Source organism: Halomonas halophila, assembly GCF_030406665.1.
GTDB lineage: Bacteria > Pseudomonadota > Gammaproteobacteria > Pseudomonadales > Halomonadaceae > Halomonas > Halomonas halophila.
In genome coordinates, this window is sequence record NZ_CP129121.1 from 2,884,504 (window position 1) to 2,905,898 (window position 21,395).

At 69.7% G+C, this 21,395-nt stretch carries 17 protein-coding genes and 2 tRNA genes; 5 read left to right on the plus strand and 14 right to left on the minus strand.

Annotation, left to right across the window (positions count from 1 at the left end):
• Positions 1-21: 21 nt before the first annotated feature.
• The 3 genes from QWG60_RS13575 to dapA all read right to left on the minus strand — a co-directional run bounded on the left by QWG60_RS13575 (position 22) and on the right by dapA (position 2,725).
• Positions 22-807, minus strand: coding sequence for an MBL fold metallo-hydrolase (locus QWG60_RS13575; RefSeq protein ID WP_035597545.1), 786 nt, complete (start codon positions 805-807; stop codon positions 22-24).
• A complete protein-coding gene (locus QWG60_RS13580; protein ID WP_246124742.1) occupies positions 807-1,766 on the minus strand; it encodes an outer membrane protein assembly factor BamC in 960 nt (319 codons plus the stop codon). Before QWG60_RS13580 ends, QWG60_RS13575 begins: the two co-directional genes overlap by 1 nt.
• Before the next feature lie 74 nt (positions 1,767-1,840).
• Positions 1,841-2,725: a 4-hydroxy-tetrahydrodipicolinate synthase gene (gene dapA / locus QWG60_RS13585; protein WP_035597551.1), complete on the minus strand. Its 885-nt coding sequence runs from the start codon at positions 2,723-2,725 to the stop codon at positions 1,841-1,843.
• Positions 2,726-2,917: 192 nt separating this feature from the next.
• Between dapA and QWG60_RS13590 the strand changes: the two genes are divergently transcribed.
• Entirely contained in the window at positions 2,918-3,409 is a 492-nt protein-coding gene (locus tag QWG60_RS13590; protein ID WP_046078252.1) for a peroxiredoxin, read from the plus strand.
• Between the two features lie 42 nt (positions 3,410-3,451).
• On the opposite strand, the gene QWG60_RS13595 is transcribed toward QWG60_RS13590, so the two are convergent.
• Positions 3,452-4,564, minus strand: a complete 1,113-nt coding sequence (locus tag QWG60_RS13595; protein WP_035597556.1) for an AI-2E family transporter — start codon at positions 4,562-4,564, stop codon at positions 3,452-3,454.
• The gene (locus QWG60_RS13600) at positions 4,561-4,809 is read right to left on the minus strand and encodes a sulfurtransferase TusA family protein (protein ID WP_035597558.1); all 249 of its coding nucleotides are present in this window, start codon (positions 4,807-4,809) and stop codon (positions 4,561-4,563) included. The genes QWG60_RS13595 and QWG60_RS13600 overlap by 4 nt, the downstream gene beginning before the upstream one ends.
• A 132-nt stretch (positions 4,810-4,941) precedes the next feature.
• On the opposite strand from QWG60_RS13600, the gene QWG60_RS13605 reads away from it, so the two are divergent.
• Complete coding sequence (locus tag QWG60_RS13605; RefSeq protein WP_146909963.1) at positions 4,942-6,453, plus strand: M48 family metalloprotease; 1,512 nt, start codon at positions 4,942-4,944, stop codon at positions 6,451-6,453.
• Positions 6,454-6,607: 154 nt separating this feature from the next.
• On the opposite strand, the gene nadA is transcribed toward QWG60_RS13605, so the two are convergent.
• From nadA to QWG60_RS13640, 7 genes are all read right to left on the minus strand, one after another.
• Positions 6,608-7,636 (minus strand): quinolinate synthase NadA, encoded by a 1,029-nt coding sequence (gene nadA, locus QWG60_RS13610; protein ID WP_146910397.1) that lies wholly within the window; start codon positions 7,634-7,636, stop codon positions 6,608-6,610.
• A 277-nt stretch (positions 7,637-7,913) separates the two neighbouring features.
• Positions 7,914-7,989: transfer RNA gene (locus QWG60_RS13615), tRNA-Lys, on the minus strand.
• 41 nt (positions 7,990-8,030) lie between these two features.
• A tRNA-Lys gene (locus QWG60_RS13620) sits at positions 8,031-8,106 on the minus strand.
• A gap of 141 nt (positions 8,107-8,247) precedes the next feature.
• Positions 8,248-9,099 carry a 23S rRNA pseudouridine(2605) synthase RluB gene (gene rluB, locus QWG60_RS13625; protein ID WP_035597563.1) on the minus strand — a complete coding sequence of 284 codons (852 nt, stop codon included), beginning with the start codon at positions 9,097-9,099 and terminating at the stop codon, positions 8,248-8,250.
• Positions 9,099-10,010 carry an SMC-Scp complex subunit ScpB gene (scpB, locus tag QWG60_RS13630; RefSeq protein WP_146908486.1) on the minus strand — a complete coding sequence of 304 codons (912 nt, stop codon included), beginning with the start codon at positions 10,008-10,010 and terminating at the stop codon, positions 9,099-9,101. Before scpB ends, rluB begins: the two co-directional genes overlap by 1 nt.
• Positions 10,007-11,005, minus strand: a complete 999-nt coding sequence (locus QWG60_RS13635; protein WP_035597568.1) for a segregation and condensation protein A — start codon at positions 11,003-11,005, stop codon at positions 10,007-10,009. The genes scpB and QWG60_RS13635 overlap by 4 nt, the downstream gene beginning before the upstream one ends.
• An 86-nt stretch (positions 11,006-11,091) precedes the next feature.
• Positions 11,092-12,900 (minus strand): DEAD/DEAH box helicase, encoded by a 1,809-nt coding sequence (locus QWG60_RS13640; protein ID WP_146908488.1) that lies wholly within the window; start codon positions 12,898-12,900, stop codon positions 11,092-11,094.
• Between the two features lie 154 nt (positions 12,901-13,054).
• Between QWG60_RS13640 and QWG60_RS13645 the strand changes: the two genes are divergently transcribed.
• Complete coding sequence (locus tag QWG60_RS13645) at positions 13,055-13,267, plus strand: zinc ribbon domain-containing protein (protein WP_035597573.1); 213 nt, start codon at positions 13,055-13,057, stop codon at positions 13,265-13,267.
• 84 nt (positions 13,268-13,351) lie between these two features.
• Here QWG60_RS13645 and purL read toward each other — a convergent pair whose 3' ends face one another.
• Positions 13,352-17,287: a phosphoribosylformylglycinamidine synthase gene (gene purL / locus QWG60_RS13650; protein WP_146908490.1), complete on the minus strand. Its 3,936-nt coding sequence runs from the start codon at positions 17,285-17,287 to the stop codon at positions 13,352-13,354.
• Positions 17,288-17,453: 166 nt separating this feature from the next.
• Here purL and mltF point away from each other — a divergent pair, with 166 nt between their 5' ends.
• On the plus strand, positions 17,454-18,908 hold the full coding sequence (gene mltF / locus QWG60_RS13655) for a membrane-bound lytic murein transglycosylase MltF (RefSeq protein WP_146908492.1): 1,455 nt from the start codon (positions 17,454-17,456) through the stop codon (positions 18,906-18,908).
• Between the two features lie 9 nt (positions 18,909-18,917).
• Positions 18,918-20,900: a GGDEF domain-containing protein gene (locus QWG60_RS13660; protein ID WP_146908495.1), complete on the plus strand. Its 1,983-nt coding sequence runs from the start codon at positions 18,918-18,920 to the stop codon at positions 20,898-20,900.
• Here QWG60_RS13660 and tadA read toward each other — a convergent pair.
• On the minus strand, positions 20,880-21,350 hold the full coding sequence (tadA, locus tag QWG60_RS13665) for a tRNA adenosine(34) deaminase TadA (protein WP_035597582.1): 471 nt from the start codon (positions 21,348-21,350) through the stop codon (positions 20,880-20,882). The genes QWG60_RS13660 and tadA overlap by 21 nt on opposite strands.
• Positions 21,351-21,395 lie beyond the last annotated feature (45 nt).

Genomic DNA, 21,395 nt, shown 5'->3' on the forward strand with positions numbered 1-21,395 from the left:
GTCAGATGGAATTCTGGAATCTCAGGTGATCGCCTGCCAGTCCAGCCCCTGATCCTGGGCCGCCACCGTCAGGCGCGAATCGTCGCCGTCGAGCAGTGGCACCAGGGCCTCCAGGGCCAGCTCGGGGCGATTGTTGTGTTCGGAAAGGTGCGAGCAGACGATGCGCTGCAGGCCGTCCAGCCCCAGCCGCCGCAGCAGCCAGGCGGACTGGGCGTTGGCCAGGTGTCCCCACTGGCCGCCGACCCGGCGCTTGAGACTCGGCGGGTAGGGGCCGGTCTCCAGCAGATGGACGTCGTGGTTGCACTCCAGCACCAGGGCGTCGCAGCCGCGGAAGGCCTCGACCACGTGCTCGCTGGGATGGCCCAGATCGGTGAGCAGGCCCAGGCGGCGACCGGCGGCGGCCAGCCGGAACTGCACCGGCTCCCGGGCGTCGTGGGGCACCGTGACCGGGTCGATCTCGATGCCCTTCACGGCGAAGCGCGCCTGGGGGGTGATCCAGTGCCGGTGCGGCACCTCGCCGAGCTTGCCCGACAGCCAGGTGCCGGGCGTGAGATAGACCGGCACCTTGTGACGCCGCGCCAGCGGACCGACCCCGCGGATGTGATCGCCGTGCTCGTGGGTGACGAGCACGGCATCGAGCTGGCGAGGATGGAGGTCGAAGCGCGCCAGGCGACGCTCGGTCTCCCTGAGACCGAAGCCGCAGTCGATCAGCAGGCGCGTCTCGCCATCGCTGACCAGGGTGGCATTGCCCTTGCTGCCGCTGCCGAGCGAGGCGAACTGCAGCCGCCGCGTCGCGACCTCCGTCATCAGCCCAGCAGGCCCGCCACCCGCTCGAGCAGCTCGCGACGATCCTCGTCGGACAGCTCGCGGTCGTCGGCGGAATCGGCCTTCAGCACGGCACTCTGCGGCCCCGAGGCCTCGAGCGACAGGCGAATGCGCTGGGGGTCCGCCCCGCCGAAGCTGGTCAGGGTGTCCCAGATTCCCTCGCTGCGAGCGCTGAGCGTCAGGTAGTCGACCAGGAAGGTGCGGGCCTCGGCATCCTGCTCCAGCAGCTCGCGACGCTCTTGCACCGCGAAGTCCGCCTCGAGCTGGTAGCTCAGCTCGGCCCAGGTGCGATCCACGCCATAGGGCAGCTCCAGGCGCCATTCACCGCCGGACCGGGTGAGCAGCGGATTGGCCTGTTCACCGGGGCGCTGGACCGCCAGCGAGGAGGCGCTGGCGGTGGCACCACGGGCCTCGAAGCGACGCTGCAGGGCGCGCAGGCAGCGCTGCTGGGGCGAACCGCCCTGCTCGCAGCGCAGCTCGCTGGCCCCCTGCTGCAGGCCGGGCCGGACGCTGAGCCGCGCCTGATCGGTGACCAGCAGGCCGCGGTTGGCGTCGCGCTGGACGACCGTGAGGCCACGCTCGGCCACGAAGTCCTCGAGCTCGGACCAGACGACGCTGGGTGCGGCGCCGATCACCAGCCAGCGCTGGCCGGCCGCCTCGCGCAGCGCCACGCCGCCGGCCTGCACGCCGCTCCCGGCGCCCAGGGCGCGAGGCGGCGGCACGCGAAAGTCCTCACCCTGTGAGACGAAGCTGCCCTGCGCTTCGGGAACCGGCATGGCATTGCCGAAGCGGCGGTCGTCGCGGGCATCGGGCAGCACCAGGGGGGCGCTCGACTCGGCGTCGACGTAGTCGGTGCCACGGTCGTCGTAGTAGCCGTCGCGGGCACAGCCGGCCAGGGCCAGCGCCGCCACCAGCGGCATCCATTTCAGCGCAGAGCTCATGCGTCCACCTTGCTCAAGTTGTCCAGGTCGCGGCGTCTCGCGCCGCGTCAGTCGTCACTCTCGATTCGTCGACCTCAGTCGTCGATCACGCCGGCCAGCTGCAGGGCCTCGCTGACGGTGGAGTGGTACTTCTCGGAGAGCCAGGTCAGCGGCAGACGGATGCCCGCCTCGGCCAGCCCCATGCGATTCAGCGCCCACTTGACGGGAATCGGGTTGGCCTCGATGCCGAGATTGGTGTGCAGCGGCATCAGACGGGTGTTGATCTGGTGCGCCTTCTCCGAGTCGCCGGCCACCGCCGCGGCGCACAGCTCGTGCATGGCGCGGGGGGCCACGTTGGCGGTCACCGAGATGTCGCCGTGGCCGCCCATCAGCATGAAGTCGCAGGCGGTACCGTCATCGCCGGAGTAGAGCATGAAGCCGCTGCCCTTGAGGCGAGCGATCAGGTCCTCGGCGCGCTCCAGGTTGCCGGTGGCATCCTTGAGGCCGACGATGTTGTCCACCTCGGCCAGGCGCAGCACGGTCTCGTTGTAGAGATCGGAGCAGGTGCGGCCGGGCACGTTGTAGAGGATCACCGGCAGGTTGCTGCCCTCGGCGACGGCCTTGAAGTGCTGGTAGAGGCCTTCCTGGGTCGGCTTGTTGTAGTAGGGGCACACGGACAGGCAGTAGTCCGCCCCCACTTCGCTGGCATAGCGCGCCAGCTCGACCGCCTCGGAGGTGGCGTTGGCGCCGGTACCGGCGATGACCGGCACCCGGCCACCGACCTCTTCCACCACCGCGCGGATGACGTCGAAGTGCTCGGCGAACGACATGGTGGTCGGCTCGCCGGTGGTGCCCGCCGCGACGATGGCGTCGGTGCCATTGTCCAGATGGAAATGGACCAGGGCCCGCAGGGCTTCCCAGTCGATATCGCCGTTGACCTTCATCGGTGTCGCCAGCGCGACGATACTACCCGTGATCATCCTCGTCTTGTCCTCTCGCTGCCTGCCGGCGACCGCAGGGCTCGGCCGCCAAGAAAAACCCGCCCTCGCCCGTGGGCGCGATGCCAGGGGCCAAATGGTACTCAGGGCTCGAGAGCCTGTACAGCGGCGACTTTACAGTCGCCGGCGGGTTGCGTGTAATCATGACGTTCATTCCCCGATTGGAGCCCCATCATGAGCGTCAGCCTCGGTCAGCCGGTGCCCGACTTCACCGCCACCGCCACCGGCGATACCACCCTCAGCCTCTCGGAACTGCGCGGCCGCCAGGTGGTGATCTACTTCTACCCCAAGGCCAGCACTCCGGGCTGCACCACCGAGGGCGGCGACTTCCGCGACCGCAAGGACGCCTTCGACGCCGCCAACACCGTGATCGTCGGCGTTTCCCGGGACGGCATCCGCGCCCAGGAGAACTTCAAGGCCAAGCAGGACTTCAACTTCACGCTGCTGTCCGACAAGGACGAGGCGGTGTGCCAGCTGTTCGACGTGATCAAGCTCAAGAAGCTCTACGGCAAGGAACACCTGGGGATCGAGCGCAGCACCTTCCTGATCGACGCCGAGGGCAGGCTAGCCCGGGAGTGGCGCAAGGTGAAGGTCAAGGGCCACGTGGACGAGGTCCTCGAGGCCGCCCAGGCCCTTCACGCCGGCGAACCGGCAGCGAGCGAGTAAGCCAGGCGAACGCGCCGTCCCGGCCGGGACGGCGCAGCGCTGTCAGGCCTCGTCGGCGCCGTTCGGGGCGTGGTGGGCGGCCTCTTCCTGACGATGCTGCTGAATGCCCCGCGGCCAGGCATACACCAGCGCCTTGAGCAGGGTCGCCAGCGGGATGGCGAAGAAGATGCCCCAGAAGCCCCACACGCCGCCGAAGAACAGCACCGCCAGGATGATCGACACCGGATGCAGGTTGACCGCCTCGGAGAACAGCACCGGCACCAGCACGTTGCCGTCCAGCGCCTGGATCACCCCGTAGGCGATCAGCACGTAGAGGAACTGGTCGCCGACGCCGAAGTGGAAGCCGGCCACCGCCGCCACCGGCACCGTCGCCACCGCGGCGCCGATGTAGGGCACCAGCACCGACAGCCCCACCAGCACGCCGAGCAGTGCCGAATAGGGCAGCCCGAAGAAGGCAAAGGTGAAGAAGGCCACGCCGCCGACGATCACGATCTCGGTGACCTTGCCGCGCACGTAGTTGGCGATCTGGGCATCCATTTCCTGCCATACCCGGGTCATCAGCCCCCGCCGGCGCGGCAGCAATGACACCGCGAAACCCACCAGCCGGTCGCGGTCCTTGAGCATGAAGAACACCAGGATCGGCACCAGCACCAGGTACACGATCAGCCCCACGATGTTGCCCAGCGAGGCCAGCGACAGCGTCAGCGCCCGCTGGCCGAGCTGGGTCACCTCGCGGCCCGCCATCCCCACCCAGTCCTGGATCTGGGCCGGCGTCACCAGGTCGGGATAGCGGGTCTGGAGATCGGCGAGCAGCTGCTGGCCGCTGGCGAACATGCGTGGCGTCTCCTGAAGCAGGTTGACCAGCTGTGTCCAGATCAGCGGCAGCAGCACCAGCGCCATGGCCAGCACCACGCCGACGAAGCCCAGATAGACCAGCATCACCGCCAGGAAGTGCGGTACCCGTCGCCGGGTCAGGGCATTCACCCCGCCCTGCAGCAGGAAGGCGATGACCAGCGCGGTAAGGAAGGGCGCCAGCATCTGGCCCAGCCAGATCACCACCGCGAAGCCCAGCACCAGGACCACCAGCAGGATCACCGCCTCTTCGTCGGAGAGATAGTGATCGACCCAGCCGCGCAGCAGCGAACGCAGCGTCATGAGGAGGCCTCCCCGCCCTTGCGGATCCAGTAGTGATAGACCTCGCCCCGCTCCTCACGGGCCGGCATCTCATGGGCGCTCTGGGCGATGAAGGTCTCGAAGTCGCGCCAGGAACCGGCATCGGTGGCCATCACTTCCAGCACCTGGTCGGGCGCCAGGCGCGACAGCGCCTGCTTGGCCTTGAGCAGAGGCAACGGACAGGAAAGCCCTCTGGCATCGAGGACGTCGTCGGGTTGCACAGCCATATCGTCTCCCGCGAGAATGCCTGAAGCCGTCGCGCTCATCGTCGCGAACGGCATGAATGCCTGCGATTTAAAGGCACTTTCCCCGCTGAATCAATGTCGGAGGGAACACCCCCAAGCGCCCGACGACCGAGGATGGCCATGCTGCGTCGCCCCCTGCCCTGCCTGACCGCCATCACCCTGAGCCTGGCACTGAGCGCCCCGGCCGCCGGCCAGGCGCTGTCGCTCGAGCTGCCGGATCAGGCCGCGTCACCCTCGACCTTCGACGACTCGCCGACCTTCGAGCTGCCGAGCCTGACCCAACGTGACACCCAGGCGGTCAGCGGCGAGGAAACACGGCTCGGCCGCGCCTGGCTGCGCCAGTTCCGCGCCCACGCCCCGCTGTGGCAGGACCCGCTCGCCGAGCACTACCTCTCCTCGCTGGTGGCCAGGCTGTTGCCCTACAGCCAGGTCGGCGGCATCGACCCGGTCATCACCCTGGTCGCCAGCGAGCGGCTCAACGCCTTCGCCGTGCCCGGCGGGGTGATCGGCGTTAATGCCGGGCTGTTCGCCTTCGCCCAGGGCGAGGGGCCGCTGGCCTCGGTGCTGGCCCACGAGCTCGGCCATCTCTCGCAGAACCACTACGCCCGCGGCCAGCGGCGCGCCGAACAGACACGCCTCCCGGCCATGGCCGCCATGCTCGCAGGCATGCTGCTCGCCGCCGGCGGCGGCGGTGACGCCGGCATCGCCGCCGCCATGGGCTCCCAGGCCGCCCTGTTCCAGGACCAGCTGGCCTACTCGCGACGCTTCGAACGCGAGGCCGACCGCCTGGGGCTGCAGACGCTGGCCAACGCGGGCTACGATCCGCAGGCCATGGTCGAGATGTTCCGCGCCATGCAGCAGATGGCGGCCCTGCAGGGCGGGCAACCGCCGGAATTCCTGCTGACCCACCCGGTCTCCGAATCACGCATCAGCGACGCCCAGGCGCGGGTCGCCCAGCTGCCGGCCGGCGACAACCGCCGCGATGACACCGAATACCAGATGGTCCGCGCCCGGGCCCTGCTCGCCATCCACGACCAGGAACCGCGACAGGCGCTGACGCGGCTGCAGCGCGACGACGCCCCACCCGCGGCCCGCCGCTACGTCACGGCGCTGATCGACGCCCAGGAAGGCAGGACCGACGCGGCGCTCTCCACCCTCGAAGCCCTGGCAGCACAGTGGCCGGACCTGGCCCTGCTCCCGGCCACCGCCGCCGAGGTCGCCCTCGACGCCGGCCGGGTGGACGACGCCATCCGCCGCAGCCGCCACCAGCTGCGACTGATGCCCGGCTACGCGCCGGCGGGCCTGCTGCTGGGCGAGGCCCTGCTGCAGCGCGATCCCGGCGAGGCCTACCGCGTGCTGCGCGAACTGGCCGCCCGCCAGCCGGAGAACCCCCAGGTCTTCACCCTGCTGGCCGAGGCCGCCGGACGCAGCGGCCACCGCGCCTGGGGGCATCTCGCCCGAGCCGAGCAGCTGCAGCTGACCGGCCGCATCGACCGCGGCATCGAACAGCTGGAGGTCGCCAGGGACATCGCCAAGAACGAGGGCGACCCCAATACCCTGGCCCGCGTCGAGCAGCGCCGCGAGGCCTTCGTCGGCTACCGGGAGACGATGGAAGAGTTTCGGTAGAAACTGCAAGCTGCAAGCTGCAAGCTGCAAGCTGCAAGCTGCAAGCTGCAAGCTGCAAGCTGCAAGTCGGCAGAGTGAATCTCGCCCGGGAAAAGAAAACCCGAAGGCCTCGGCCTTCGGGTTTTCTTGTAGCTCGGCGCTTGTAGCTCGCCCCTCAGGCGTTGAACTCGAGCATCCGCGTGAGCGGCTTGAGCGCGGCCCGGCGCAGCTCGTCGCCGACCTGGATCTCGCCCGTGCCCTCGCGCAGCGCGCCGGCCAGGTTGTCCAGGGCGTTCATCGCCATCCACGGGCAATGGGCGCAGCTGCGGCAGGTGGCGCCGTTGCCGGCGGTGGGCGCCTCGAACAGGGTCTTCTCGGGCACCGCCTGCTGCATCTTGAAGAAGATGCCGCGGTCGGTGGCCACTATCAGCTCCTCGTTGGGCAGCTCCTTGGCGGCCTTGATCAGCTGGGAGGTGGAGCCCGCCACGTCGGCCAGCTCAACCACCGAGGACGGCGACTCGGGGTGCACCAGCACCGCGGCGTCCGGGTACAGGCCCTTGAGGTCCTCGACGCCCTTGGCCTTGAACTCCTCGTGGACGATGCAGGCACCGTCCCACAGCAGCATGTCGGCGCCGGTCTGCTTCTGGATGTAGCCGCCGAGGTGCTTGTCCGGCGCCCACAGGATCTTCTCGCCGCGGGCCTGGAGGTGTTCGATCACCTCCACCGCGATCGACGAGGTCACGACCCAGTCGGCGCGCGCCTTCACCGCCGCCGAGGTGTTGGCGTAGACCACCACGGTGCGATCGGGATGCTGGTCGCAGAAGGCACTGAACTCGTCGGCCGGGCAGCCCACGTCCAGCGAGCAGGTCGCCTCGAGCGTCGGCATCAGCACGCGCTTCTCCGGCGACAGGATCTTGGCCGTCTCGCCCATGAAGCGCACGCCGGCCACCACCAGGGTGTCGGCCGGATGACGGGCGCCGAAGCGAGCCATCTCGAGGGAATCCGCCACGCAGCCGCCGGTTTCCTCGGCCAGCTGCTGAATGGCGTCATCGGTGTAGTAGTGAGCCACCAGGACGGCGTTGTTGGCCTCGAGCAGACGCTTGATCTCCTCGATGCGGGCTTCGTCCTCGGCGGGAATGCGCGTGGGGCAATAGGAACGCGCCAGCTGCTCTCGCAGCTCGGCACGGGAAGTCATGATCGTCATCGTGTCTACCACTGTGACCGGCAGGGGCTCCCCCTGCATTGCACCAGGTGCCGACACGCGTGCGCTCCGCACGCCGCGACACACCGTGGGTCAACCGCGGCGTCTTCCGCCCTGGCCAACCCGCTTTCATTCTAGCCGGAATACGCGCCGAACGCGTCCTGCAAGACGAAAGGACAGTCGTCGAGCATGACGCCGTCCCGCCGCCCTTGCAAGGCGCGCCACCGACCGGGCGCGAACGAAAAACGCCCCTGCCTCATGGAGGCAGGGGCGTCGAATCTGGTGGGTCGTGTAGGATTCGAACCTACGACCAATTGGTTAAAAGCCAACTGCTCTACCAACTGAGCTAACGACCCATGATGCATGGCGGCTCAGTCGCCATGAATCCAGGTTCGGTTGGTGGGTCGTGTAGGATTCGAACCTACGACCAATTGGTTAAAAGCCAACTGCTCTACCAACTGAGCTAACGACCCTTCCGAACGGGTGCAGATAATACGGATATGCCCCCGGCATGGCAAGCGCTTTTTCACCTTTAGGCGAATTTTCTCGCCTGCCGGGGCGGGCAGGCCCGCGGCGCCGTTCGCCGGCGGGCCTGCCCCGGTACGCGCGCCTTGCTAACGACGCGACTTGGGCTTGCGCATCGCCTGCACCGGACGACGCTTGTTCTTGTCGCGGCTCCAGCGGTTCTTCTCGTCCGGGGTCAGCTCAGGCACCTTGCGCGCCGGCAGCCCGGCCATGCCGGCGAGGTCGTCGATCTCCTCCTGGGAGAGCTCGACCCATTCGCTGGCCTTGGCCCGCTTGTCGAGGAAGATGTTGCCGTAGCGCACCCGCTTGAGGCGGCTGACGGTCAGCCCCTGGGATTCCCACAGGCGGCGCACCTCGCGGTTGCGGCCTTCCATGATCACCACGTGGAACCAGGTGTTGATGCCCTCGCCACCGAACTCCTGCACGTCGGTGAAACGCGCCGGACCGTCGTCGAGCATCACGCCCTCGACCATCGCCGTGACGTGGGACTGCTGGACGTCGCCCATCACCCGCACGGCGTACTCACGCTCGATCTGGGTCGAGGGGTGCATCAGCCGGTTGGCCAGCTCGCCGTCGGTGGTGAACAGCAGCAGGCCGCTGGTGTTGATGTCGAGGCGGCCGATGGCGATCCAGCGCTCGCCCTTGAGGCGCGGCAGGCGATCGAACACGGTGCGCCGCCCTTCCGGATCCTTGCGGGTGCACAGCTCGCCTTCCGGCTTGTTGTACATGATCACGCGCCGCGGCACCTCCTCGGCGGCGCGCAGCGTCACCGGGCGGTCGTCGAGGGCGACCTTGTCGCGGGGCTCGATGCGGTCGCCCAGGGTCGCCACCTGGCCGTTGACCTTGACCCGGCCGTCGGCGATGGCCGCTTCCATCTCGCGGCGCGAGCCCATGCCGGCCCGGGCCAGGACCTTCTGCAGTTTCTCGGTGGTGGTGCTCATCAGTCGTCAGTCTCGCTGGTAGTGGATTCCGCCCCCGGGGCAGCGTCATCGTCGACGCGGCCCCGGGCACGTTCGGACAGGCGGGCTTCGAGATCGGCGAAGCTCAGGCCTGTCCGCTCGGACGCCGTCCCGGCGTGGTCATCGTCGGCCGTCCCGGCCGTCGTCTTGCCGGCCGCAGGCGCGGAAGCCTCGGCGGCGGTCGTCTCTTCAAAGGTGTCATCGCGGGTGGCAGTGTCGGCACGATCGTCCGTTTCCGCCACTTCCTCGTGCGTTTTTTCCCGTTCGTCGCCCTCGTCGACGGGCTCGTCCGCCTGGGCCAGCAGGTCGTGCTGGGGCGGCGGCGGCGTGTCCTCGAGGGTCTGCTCCGCCTCCTCGAAGCCCTTGAGCTCGTGCATCGGCGGCAGCTCGTCGAGGGTCTTGAGGCCGAAGTCGTCGAGGAAGCTGCGGGTGGTGGCGTAGACCGCCGGGCGACCCGGCACGTCGCGATGCCCCACCACCCGCACCCAGCCGCGCTCGACCAGGGTGCGCATGATCTGGCCGCTGACGGTGACGCCGCGCACCTCCTCGATGTCGCCGCGGGTCACCGGCTGGCGATAGGCGATCAGCGCCAGGGTCTCGAGCAGCGCCCGGGAGTAGCGCTGCGGGCGCTCGTCCCACAGCCGCGAGACCCAGCTCGAGAGCCGCGGCCGGATGCGCAGCTGGTAGCCCGAGGCCGTTTCCAGCAGCTCCATGGCGCCGCGCTGGTGGCGCGTCTCGAGGCGCCCCAGGGCCTCGCGCAGGGCGCGCCGGGGCGGCAGCTCATGGTCGTCGAACAGGTTCTCCAGCCGCTCCAGCGACAGCGGCTCGCCGGCGGCGAGCAGCGCGGCCTCGAGGATCTCGTCCAGGGCATCGGGGATTTCCATGGCGGTCATGGCGACTCGCTCCCTTGGTCGTCGTCATCCGCGAAGGGGCTCTCCCCTTCTGGCTCGTCGTCAGCGTAGGCGTCTTCTTCTGCCTCGTCGTCCTGCGGACCGCCCCGGGCACGCACGTGTATCGGCGACAGCGGTGCGTTCTGCACGATCTCGATCATCGACTCCTTGGCCAGCTCGAGGATCGCCATGAAGGTCACCACCACCCCGGCGCGACCCTCCTCGAGGGTGAACAGCGCCTCGAAGGCGGTGTAGCGCTCGAAGTCGAGCCGCTCCATGATCGCCAGCATGCGCTCCCGGGTGGAGAGCGTCTCGCGGCTGACCTGGTGCGCCTGGTTGAGCTCGGCGCGACGCAGGATGCCGGCCAAGGCGCCGAGCAGCTCGTCGAGCTCGACGTCGGGATGCACCACCCGGCTCTCCAGCGGCGGCAGCGCCGCCCGGGCCGGGAACCAGTCGCGCCCCAGCCGCGGCAGCTCGGCCAGCGCCTCGGCGGCGTTCTTGAGCCGCTCGTACTCCTGCAGGCGGCGGATCAGCTCGGCGCGCGGGTCTTCCTCGTCCTCGTCGCCGCCTTCCTTCGGCGGCTTGGGCAGCAGGGTGCGCGACTTGATCTCGGCCAGCATCGCCGCCATCAGCAGGTACTCGCCAGCCAGCTCGATCTCCATGGCCTTCATCAGCTCCACGTACTCGATGTACTGGTGGGTGATGGCGGCCACGTCGATGGCCAGGATGTCCAGGTTCTGGCGCCGGATCAGGTACAGCAGCAGGTCGAGCGGCCCCTCGAAGGCCTCGAGGAAGACCTTGAGCGCCTCCGGCGGGATGTAGAGATCCTCCGGCAGCTCGGTGATCGGCTCGTCGAACAGCCGGCCCAGCACCGCGGCGCTCTGGCTGAGCGCCTGCGCCTCGGCGTCGCTCGCCCCGGCCCCCTCGGCGACGGTCGGGTCGGCGGGGGACCCCGGGGCGTCGTCGGGTGTCTCGGTGGACGGGGGCGTCTCGCTCACGCGGGGCAGGCCTCCGGTAGCTGGTGGGGCGGCGAATGATCGACCGCACAGTCTACCAAGCGGCGAGGATCAGGGTAAGCCGTGACTCATCCCGCCTCGGCGGCGAGGCGATAGCGGCCGGTGTAGTCGAACAGCTTGCGCCGCACCTGCCAGTGGCGGCCGGCCTTGCGGCCGATCACGAAGTCCGGGGCGCGCAGGCGGTGCTGTTCGGCGACCACCTCCTCCGGCGTGGTCGGCGACCAGCGCGTGCCGGGGGCACGCAGGTGCTCGCGCAGGAAGACCGCGGCGAAGGCGCCGCGCTGGGCCCGCGTCTCCAGGGCGAACCATTCGGCCAGGGTGGCGCCGTCCTCGTCGTGGTAGACGACCTTGAGCCGCGGCAAGCCGCGGCCGTTGACGGTGGCCTCGAGCTGCATGCCCGAGACACGCAGCACCCGGGCGTCGCGAAGCTTGAGCGCCTCGCGCAGCTTGTCGTCGGCGTCCACCAGCAGCGACTCGCAGCCGTGGCAGCGCCGCGCCGCGGTGTCGTTCTCGGCGCCGCACTGATCGCAGACCTTGAAGCGGAAGCGGAAGCTGCACTGCTGCCTCTTGCCGGCGCCCGGTGCCATGCCATCCCCGCCCTCTTCCTCCACCAGCCCCTGACAGCGGCGACCGAAGTGCTCGATGACGATCTCGCCGTCGCGCCGGCCCCAGAACAGGTTGGCGTGGCCGCACTGCGGGCACTCGACCTGCACCGGTTCGGTGTCGCTGGCGGGCCTGGGGCTGCCCACCTCGGGGGCGTAGAGATCCCAGGGATTGCCGGCGTAGTCGAGGATCAGGCAGTCGCGCTTGCCCGGCGCCAGGCGCAGGCCGCGGCCGACGATCTGCTGGTAGAGGCCCACCGATTCGGTGGGCCGCAGGATGGCGATCAGGTCCACGTGGGGCGCGTCGAAGCCGGTGGTCAGCACCGCCACGTTGACCAGGTACTTGAGCTCGCGAGCCTTGAAGGCCTGGATGATTGCCTCGCGCTCGGCGGCGGGGGTGGCGCCGGTGATCAGTGCCGCCTCGTCGGCGGGCAGGTAACCCATGATCTCCTCGGCGTGGGCCACGGTGGCGGCGAACAGCATCACCCCGGCGCGCTCGGCGGCGTGGGCGATCACCTCCTCGAGGATCGCCGGCGTCGCCCGGTTGCCGGCCGCCACCCGGTTCAGCTCCGCCTCCTGGAACAGGCCGCCGCTGCCGGGCGCGAGGGCCGAGAAGTCGTAGCGCTCCACGGCGGCATCGACCAGCCGCGGCTCGGCCAGATAGCCCTGCTTGACCATCAGCCGCAGCGGCTGCTCGAACACGCAGTCGCGGAAGAAGCAGTCGTCGTCGCCGCGCACCATGCCGTGATAGTGACGGTGATAGAGGAAGCCCTGGCCCAGCCGGTACGGCGTGGCGGTCAGGCCCAGCACCTTGAGCCGCGGATTGCGCTCGCGCAGATGGGCGATGACCCGCCGATAGCTGGAATCCTCGTCCAGCGACACCCGATGACACTCGTCGATGACCAGCAGCGTGAAGGCACCCTGCCCTTCGCAAGGCGAGCCGAAGCCGTCGAGGTTCCTCACCACCGACTGCACCGAGCCGAACACCACCTGGCGGCCGCTTTCCTTGCGGCCCAGGCCGGCGCTGAAGATATCGGCCTCGAGGCCGTAGGCCTGGTACTTGGCGTGGTTCTGCTCGACCAGCTCGCGCACGTGGGCGAGTACCAGCACCCGGCCGCGGGCCAGGCGCGCCAGCTCGGCGATCACCAGCGATTTGCCGCTGCCGGTGGGCAGCACCACCACGGCGGGGTCGTCGCCGGCGCGGAAGTGCTCGACCACGCGGGTCACCGCCTGCTGCTGGTAGGGGCGCAGGCTGGGCGGAGCGGTTTCGGTCATGACGGGCCTCTCGACGATGCAGGCGCCATCTTAACGAGCGCGCGGGTCCGCGTCAGCGCGAAGCGTCGTTCCAGCGTGAGACTTGACCCGGACAGGCTCTGCCATGCTATCTAGGAGACATGTCACCTTACTCGTCGACACAGGAGAGTCGCCCATGAAAGTGAAGACCAGCCCCGAGTGCCCGAAGTGCGGCAGCCGCATGAAACGACTGCCTCCGGGGCGTCAGGACCAGTACCACGTCTACTGCGATGACTGCGGCCACGACTTCGGCCGCTACGACTACCTGCAGGCCCAGTTCAAGCACCTGCTCGACGACGTGGAAGCCCATCTCAAGGAGCAGGAGCGCTCCGGCGACGACGCTTCCTGACCTGATCCGCCACTGACGGCGACCCCGCCAACGACGACGCCCGGGCCAGTGGCCCGGGCGTCTCGCGTCGGTCAGCGGGACCGATCAGCCCAGCCAGCGACGAGCATTACGGAACAGACGCATCCAGGCGCCGTCCTGAGTCCACTCGGCCGGACGCCAGGAATTGGTCACCGCACGCACCACGCGCTCGGGGTGCGGCATCATGGCGGTGACGCGGCCGTCCGGCGTGGTCAGGCCGGTGATGCCGGAAGGCGAGCCGTTGGGGTTGGCCGGATAGCGGGTGGACACCTGGCCATAGTTGTCCACGTAGCGCAGCGCCACCTGGGGGGAGCCCTGCATGCTGCGCAGGTGTGCGCTGTCGCGGAACTCGGCGCGGCCCTCGCCGTGGGCCACGGCGATCGGCAGCAGCGAGCCTTCCATGCCGGAGAGCAGGATCGACGGGCTCTCCTCCACGCGCACCATGGCCACGCGGGCCTCGAACTGCTCGGACTCGTTACGCACGAAGCGCGGCCAGGCCTCGGCGCCGGGGATCAGCTCCTTGAGCTGGGAGAGCATCTGGCAGCCATTGCACACGCCCAGGGCGAAGCTGTCGTCGCGGCCGAAGAAGCCGGCGAACTGCTCCCGGGCCCGGTCGTTGAACAGCACCGACTTGGCCCAGCCGCCGCCGGCGCCCAGCACGTCGCCGTAGGAGAAGCCGCCGCAGGCCACCAGGCCCTTGAAGTCCTCCAGGCCGACGCGCCCCTCGAGGATGTCGCTCATGTGCACGTCGACGGCCTCGAAGCCGGCGTTGTCGAACGACCAGGCCATCTCCAGATGACCGTTGACGCCCTGCTCGCGCAGCACCGCCACCGCCGGCCTGGCGGTATTGACGAACGGCGCGGCGATGTCCTCGTTCACGTCGAAGCTCGGCTGGGCGGAGAGGCCCGGGTCGCGGCCGTCGAGCAGGCCGTCGAACTCGCTCTTGGCGCACTCGGCGTTGTCGCGCAGCGCCTGCATGCGATAGCTGGTCTCGCTCCAGGTGCGCTGGGCCAGCAGCCGGGTGGTCTCGAGCAGCGGCTCCTCGAACAGGGTCACGCGGACCTGGTCGTCGTAGCGCGGACGGGCGATCACGCCGCAGCTCTCGAGGCCGGCGCCGGCGAACTGCGCCAGCACGTCCTCGGTGTGCGCCCGCGGCACCTGGATCACCGCCCCGAGCTCCTCGGCGAACAGCGCGTTGAAGGCATCGGCGGGCTCGTCGATCAGCCAGTCGAGCTTGATCTCGAGGCCGGCGTGAGCGGCGAAGGCCATCTCCAGCAGGGTCACCAGCAGGCCGCCGTCGCTGCGGTCGTGGTAGGCCAGCAGCTTGCCGTCGGCGTTGAGGCCCTGGATCACGGTGAAGAACGCCTTGAGGTCCTCCGGATCGTCCAGGTCCGGGCACTCGTCGCCCACCTGGCCGTAGACCTGGGCCAGCGCCGAGCCGCCGAGGCGGTTCTTGCCGCCGCCGAGATCGATCAGGATCAGGTCGGACTCGTCCTGGGTCAGGTCGATCTGCGGGGTCAGCGTTTTCATGGCGTCGGTGACCGGGGCGAAGCCGGTGGTCACCAGGGTCAGCGGCGAGGTGATGCTCTTGTCCTCGACCTCGCCCTTGTCGTTCTCGGCCTGCCAGGCGGTGCGCATGGACATGGAGTCCTTGCCCACCGGCACGGCGATGCCGAGCGCCGGGCACAGCTCCATGCCCACGGCATGCACGGCGTCATACAGCGCCTGGTTCTCGCCCGGATGGCTGGCCGCGCTCATCCAGTTGGCGGAGAGCTTGACGTCGCCGAGCTTGGCGATCGGCGCCGCGGCCAGGTTGGTGATGGTCTCGGCCACCGCCAGGCGGGCGCTGGCGGCCGGATCGATCAGCGCCACCGGCGGGCGCTCGCCCATGGCCATGGCCTCGCCGGCATGGGTGTCGAAGGTCGCGGTGGTCACCGCCACGTCGGCCACCGGCACCTGCCACGGGCCGATCATCTGGTCACGGGCCACTTGGCCGGTGATCGAGCGGTCACCGATGGTGATCAGGAAGTTCTTGGACGCCACGGTGGGCAGGCGCAGCACGCGGTCCATGGCCTCGCGCAGGTCGAGGTTGTCGAGCATGATGCCCGGCATCTCGCGGCTCTCGCGGCTGAACTCGCGGGTCATCTTGGGCGGCTTGCCGAACAGCACGCTCATCGGCAGATCGACCGGCCTGGTGTCGAAGTGGCCGTCGCGGACCTCCAGGTGATGCGCCTCGGTGGCCTCGCCGACCACGGCGTAGGGGCAGCGCTCGCGCTGGCACAGGGCATCGAAGGCCGCGAGGTTCTCCGGGGCCACGGCGAGCACGTAGCGCTCCTGGGCCTCGTTGCACCAGATCTCCAGCGGGCTCATGCCCGGCTCGGCGTTGGGCACCTCGCGCAGCTCGAAGCGGCCGCCGCGGTCGCCGTCCTTGACCAGCTCCGGCAGGGCGTTGGACAGGCCGCCGGCACCCACGTCGTGGATGAAGCAGATCGGGTTGTCGTCGCCCAGCGCCCAGCAGCGGTCGATCACTTCCTGCACGCGACGCTCGATCTCGGGGTTGTCGCGCTGCACGGAGGCGAAGTCCAGGTCGGCGCTGGAGGCGCCGGAGGCCATGGAGGAAGCCGCGCCGCCGCCCAGGCCGATCAGCATCGACGGCCCGCCCATCACGATCAGCTTGCCGCCGACCGGGATCTCGCCCTTCTGGACGTGGTCCTCGCGGATGTTGCCGTAGCCGCCGGCGATCATGATCGGCTTGTGGAAGCCGCGACGCTCGACGCCGTTGGCGCCCAGGGCGTCCTGCTCGTAGCTGCGGAAGTAGCCGGTCAGGTTGGGGCGACCGAACTCGTTGTTGAAGGCGGCGCCGCCGATCGGCCCCTCGAGCATGATCTCGAGGGCGTCGACGATGCGCTCGGGCTTGCCGTAGTCGAAGGCTTCCCAGGGCTGCACGAACTCGGGGATGCGCAGGTTGGAGACGGTGAAGCCGGTCAGGCCCGCCTTGGGCTTGCCGCCGATGCCGGTGGCGCCCTCGTCGCGGATCTCGCCGCCAGCGCCGGTGGCCGCGCCCGGATGCGGAGCGATGGCCGTCGGGTGGTTGTGGGTCTCCACCTTCATCAGGATGTTGACCGGCTCCTGGTGGGCGGCGTAGACGGCGCGCTCGGCGGCGTCGCCGGTCAGCGGCGCGGCGAAGAAGCGGCCGGCCCGGCTTCCGCGGATCACCGCGGCGTTGTCGCTGTAGGCCGAGAGGATGTCGTCCGGCGAGGCCTCATAGGTGTTCTTGATCATCTTGAACAGCGAGCGCGGCTGGGCCTCGCCGTCCACCACCCAGTCGGCGTTGAAGATCTTGTGCCGGCAGTGCTCGGAGTTCGCCTGGGCGAACATCATCAGCTCGACGTCGGCCGGGTTGCGGCCCAGGCCCTGGAAGGCCTCGCACAGGTAGTCGATCTCGTCCTCGGCCAGCGCCAGGCCCAGCGCGACGTTGGCCTCCTCCAGCGCCGGGCGACCGCCGCCGAGGATGTCCACCTGGCCGAGCGGCGCCGGCTCGTGGTGGGCGAACAGCTTGGCGGCATCGGAGGCGTCGAACAGCACCGTCTCGGTCATGCGGTCGTGGAGCGCCGCGAGGACGGCCTCGTAGGCCTCCTCGGAGAGCTCGCCGGCGAAGCGCACCCGGTAGGCGATGCCGCGCTCGAGGCGACGGATCTGGCTCAGGCCGCAGTTGCGGGCGATGTCGGTGGCCTTCGAGGACCAGGGCGACTGGGTGCCGATGCGGGGTACCACCAGGAACAGGCGACCGTCGCCCCGGGCACCGGTATCGTGGGCCGGGCCGTAGTCCAGCAGGCGCTCGAGCAGGCGGCGATCCTCGCCCTCCAGCTCGCCGTCGTGGTCGACGAAGTGCACGTAGTCGGCGCCGAGCGCCTCGACCTGTGGAGCCACGGCGTGCAACGCTTCGAGCAGCTTGGCATGACGGAAGGCGGAGAGGGCGGGCGCGCCACGCAGTTCGAGCATATCCTGGGGCCTCTGAAACAAGCAGAATGCGGTAAAGACGGGGGCCGCGGCCGGCGGCAATGAGCGCACATGATACTGGAAAGCGCGGGCGGCGAGAAATCGGCGTGGATGACAGCCTGCGAGGCGCTGGGTAAGGTGGCGGTACTCATCGCATCCCGACATCACTATGCTGGCATCCCTGCTCGACCACCTGCGCCGCCGCCGGCGCAACTACGCGACCCTGTGCGCGTTACTGGGGCTGGGCCTGATCACCGATCGCCCCCACCGCGCCCCCGGACCTCTGCTCGAGGAGGTACGGACGCGGGACTTCCTCAACGTCCAGACCCGCAACACCCCCACGACCTACTACGAGGGCCGCCAGGGGCCGACCGGCTTCGAATACGAGCTGATGCGGCGCTTCGCCGATTTCCTGGGCGTCAGCCTCAACCTGGACGCCGACCACGACATCGCAGGCGTCCTCGAGGCGGTCCGCCACGAGGGCGATCTCGGCGCCGCGGCCCTGCCGCTGGACCCCACCCTGGACGGCCTGATGTTCAGCCGCCCCATCCTGCCGCTGCAACCGGTGCTGGTGTATCGCCGCGGGCTGCCGCCCCCCGGCGAGATTGCCGACCTCGAGGGTCTCGCGATCGGCACCCTGAGCAATACCGGCACCGATCGGGTGATGCACGAACTGAAGGCCGAGCACCCCTGGCTGAGCTGGCAGGAGGCCGATGACATCGAGGTCTCGGCACTGCTCGGCCGGGTTGCCGATGGCACCCTGGACGCCGCCGTGGTCTTCGAGCGCCAGTTCCGCCTCAACCGGCTGTTCTTCCCCGAGGTGGAGGACGGTTTCCGGCTGGGGCGCCCGCTGTCGCTGGCCTGGGCCTTCCCCAGCGAGCGCGGGCTCGGCCTGCTGCGCGAGGCCAATCGCTTCCTCGAGACGCTGCAGGACAGCGGCCTGCTGGCCCGCCTCGAGACCCGCTATCTGGGTCGCGACAACTATCTGGAATACGTCGGCGCGCGCACTTTCATCGGTCACGTCCACGAACGGCTGCCCACCTACGACGCCCTGTTCCGCGAGGCCGCTCGCGACAGCGGATTCGACTGGAAGCTGCTGGCCGCGGTGGGCTATCAGGAATCCCACTGGCAGCCCGACGCCACCTCGCCTACCGGGGTGCGCGGGCTGATGATGCTGACCAATGCCACCGCCGGGGAGCTCGGCGTCGACAACCGCCTCGACCCGGCCCAGAGCATCCATGGCGGCGCGCGTTACCTGCGCTCGCTAAAGGATCGTCTGCCGGAGTCGATAACCGGGGACGACCGCTTGTTCATGGCCCTGGCCGCCTACAACGTGGGCCTCGGCCATCTCTACGATGCCCGTCGCCTCGCGGAGATGCGCGGCGGCGACCCCGACACCTGGGAAGACGTGCGCGACGCCCTGCCCCTGCTGCAGGAGCGCGAATGGTACAGCAAGACCCGCTACGGCTATGCCAGGGGCGGCGAGCCGGTCATCTACGTTCGCAACATTCGTCGCTACCACGAGATCCTCGCCTATGTGGACCGCAGCCGTCAGCAGTTCCATCGCCTCAGCGCCCGTCAGCCCTCTGGCGCGGACGACGCTGGCGCCCCGCCAAGCGGCTGAGATCCGCTCATGAAATACCGGCTTGGCGCCCTGCCGCTGTCGGCCGCCGCCCCGCTGGTGGCGCTGCTCGGCCTGCTGATGGCGTCCCTGCCCCTGGCGGGAGCCGGCACGGAACTGATCCTCATCGGCCTGACCGCCGCCGGCCAGCTGGCCTGGCACCTGCGGCACCTGATGCTGTCGCGGCTGGTGACATGGCCGACGCTGGCCTGGCTGGCCATCGCCCTGCTCAGCTATCAGCTGCCGGAAGCCTGGGTGTCCCAGGCCGACTGGAACCGCTGGGAGGGGCGCCTGATGGCGGGGAGCCACATCGACGACTGGCGCCCTCCGCTGCTGATGCTGCTGTGCCTGGGCCTACTGAACCTCAGCCTGCTGACCCGCACCCGAGCCAACCTCGGCGCCCCGCTGCTGATGGGCACCGCCGGCCTGGCGCTGCTCGCTCAACTGCTGGCCCCTCACCCCACGGACGGGCCGCTGGCGCTGAGCCCCGACGGCCCACTGCTCGCCGCCCAGGCCTGCCTGCTGCTCGCCCAGCTGGTCGACATCCTCGGTGGCTGGCGGACCTCGCGAAACAGCATCCTGCGCGCCCTGTGGCCTTCGCTGCTGCTGGCCACGCTGACGATGGGGCTGTGGTATCACCAGCATCGGGACGCCGACCGCCAGCAGCAGCAGGCGATCGCCGAGCTCGGGCAACGGCTGGGCCAGCGGCTCTCGGACGAGATCGACGACCACCTGGCCGCCATGCGTCGCTTCGCCGCGTCATGGCGCTGGCAGGACGCACCGCCCTCCGCCGACCAGTGGGCCTATCAGGCCGAGCTGTACCACCAGGACTTCCCGTACCTGCTCAACATCGCTTTCATCGACCCGCGAAGCCGTATCCTCCACGTACATCCGGCCAATGCGTACAACACGCCGTTGCTCGGCACCCGGCTGTTCGAGGCTCAGCCGGACGGACGCGAGGCGCTGGGCAAGGCCCTGCACGATGGCACCATCGGCCAGACCCGGGTCATCGCGCTGCTCCAGGGCCAGCCCGGCATGGTCCATTACCTGCCGGTCATCCAGGCCCGGGACGCCCGCATCCTCGGCGCCGTGGGCGTGGTGGTCGGCCTGCGCTCGATGGCGGACACGCTGTTCCGTCAGGTCGCCCCCGACACCGCCGCCCTGACGCTGCTGGACGGCGAACGGCTGCTCGCCCACCAGGGCACCGCCCGGCGCCCCGGCCCCTGGCGCCATGCCTCGCCGCTGACGCTGGACGACCTGTCGCTGACCCTGATCACCCGCCCCGGCCACGATGCACTGCTGGCCCGGCGCCCACGACTGCCGGTGGTCACCCTGGCGGCGGGGCTGACGCTGGCTTACCTGCTCTACCTGGCCCTGTTCGCCCGCCGCTACATGCAACTGCAGCACCGTCAGGCACGGCGCTCCAACCGCGAGCTGCGCCGCGAGGTGCGCAACCGCACCCGGCTGCAGCAGGAAGTCGAGTGGCTCGCCACCCACGACGAACTCACCCGGCTGCCCAACCGACGCCGCTTCCTCCAGGTGCTGGCGGAACACGACCGGGTGCGACCGCTGAGCGTGCTGCTGTGCGATATCGACCACTTCAAGCTGGTCAACGACCGGCTCGGTCACCTGGTCGGCGACCGCTATCTCGCCGAGCTGGGCCGACTCGGCCACGCGGTGCTCGATGCCGCCGGCGGCGTCTTCGCCCGGCTCGGCGGCGAGGAGTTCGTCGCCTGCCTGCCCGGGTCGAGCGCGGAAGACGCGGAAGCGGTGGCGAGGCGCCTGCAGGCGGCCCTCGCCGAGAGTCGGCTGACGCATCAGGACGGCGCACCGGTGACCCTCAGCGTCGGCGTGGCGACCCTCGACGAGGGGCCGCTGGTGGCCGATGAGCTGCTCCAGGCCGCCGACGACGCCCTCTACCGTGCCAAGTCACTGGGGCGCGACCGCATCGAGCGGGCCACCTCGCCGGCCGACCTACCCGTCGGTGGCCCCTGAACGGCGTTCGGCGAAGAAGGCCTTGAGCAGCTTCGAGACCCGGGCGGCCAGCACCCCGCCCTCCACCGTCACTCGATGGTTGTACCAGGGCTGGGCGAACAGGTTGGCCTTCGACTCGACCATGCCGGTGCGTGGCTCGGCGGCACCGTAGACCACCCGCGCCAGCCGCGCGTGGATGATCGCCCCGGTGCACATCAGGCAGGGCTCCAGGGTCACGAACAGGGTGCAGCCATCGAGGCGGTAGTTGCCGAGGCGCGTGCCGGCATCGCGCAGGGCGCGGATCTCGGCGTGGGCGCTGGGGTCATGGCCCGCCACCGGCGCGTTGTAGCCCTCGCCGACGATCTCGCCGGCGGCGTCCACCACCACCGCGCCGACCGGCACCTCCCCGGCCTCCCCGGCCAGCCGTGCCTGCTCGAGGGCACGATGCATGTAGAACTCGTCGCTGCGCATGACCGCCGACTCCCGTAGACTACTCAGAATGAAACATTCGTATGA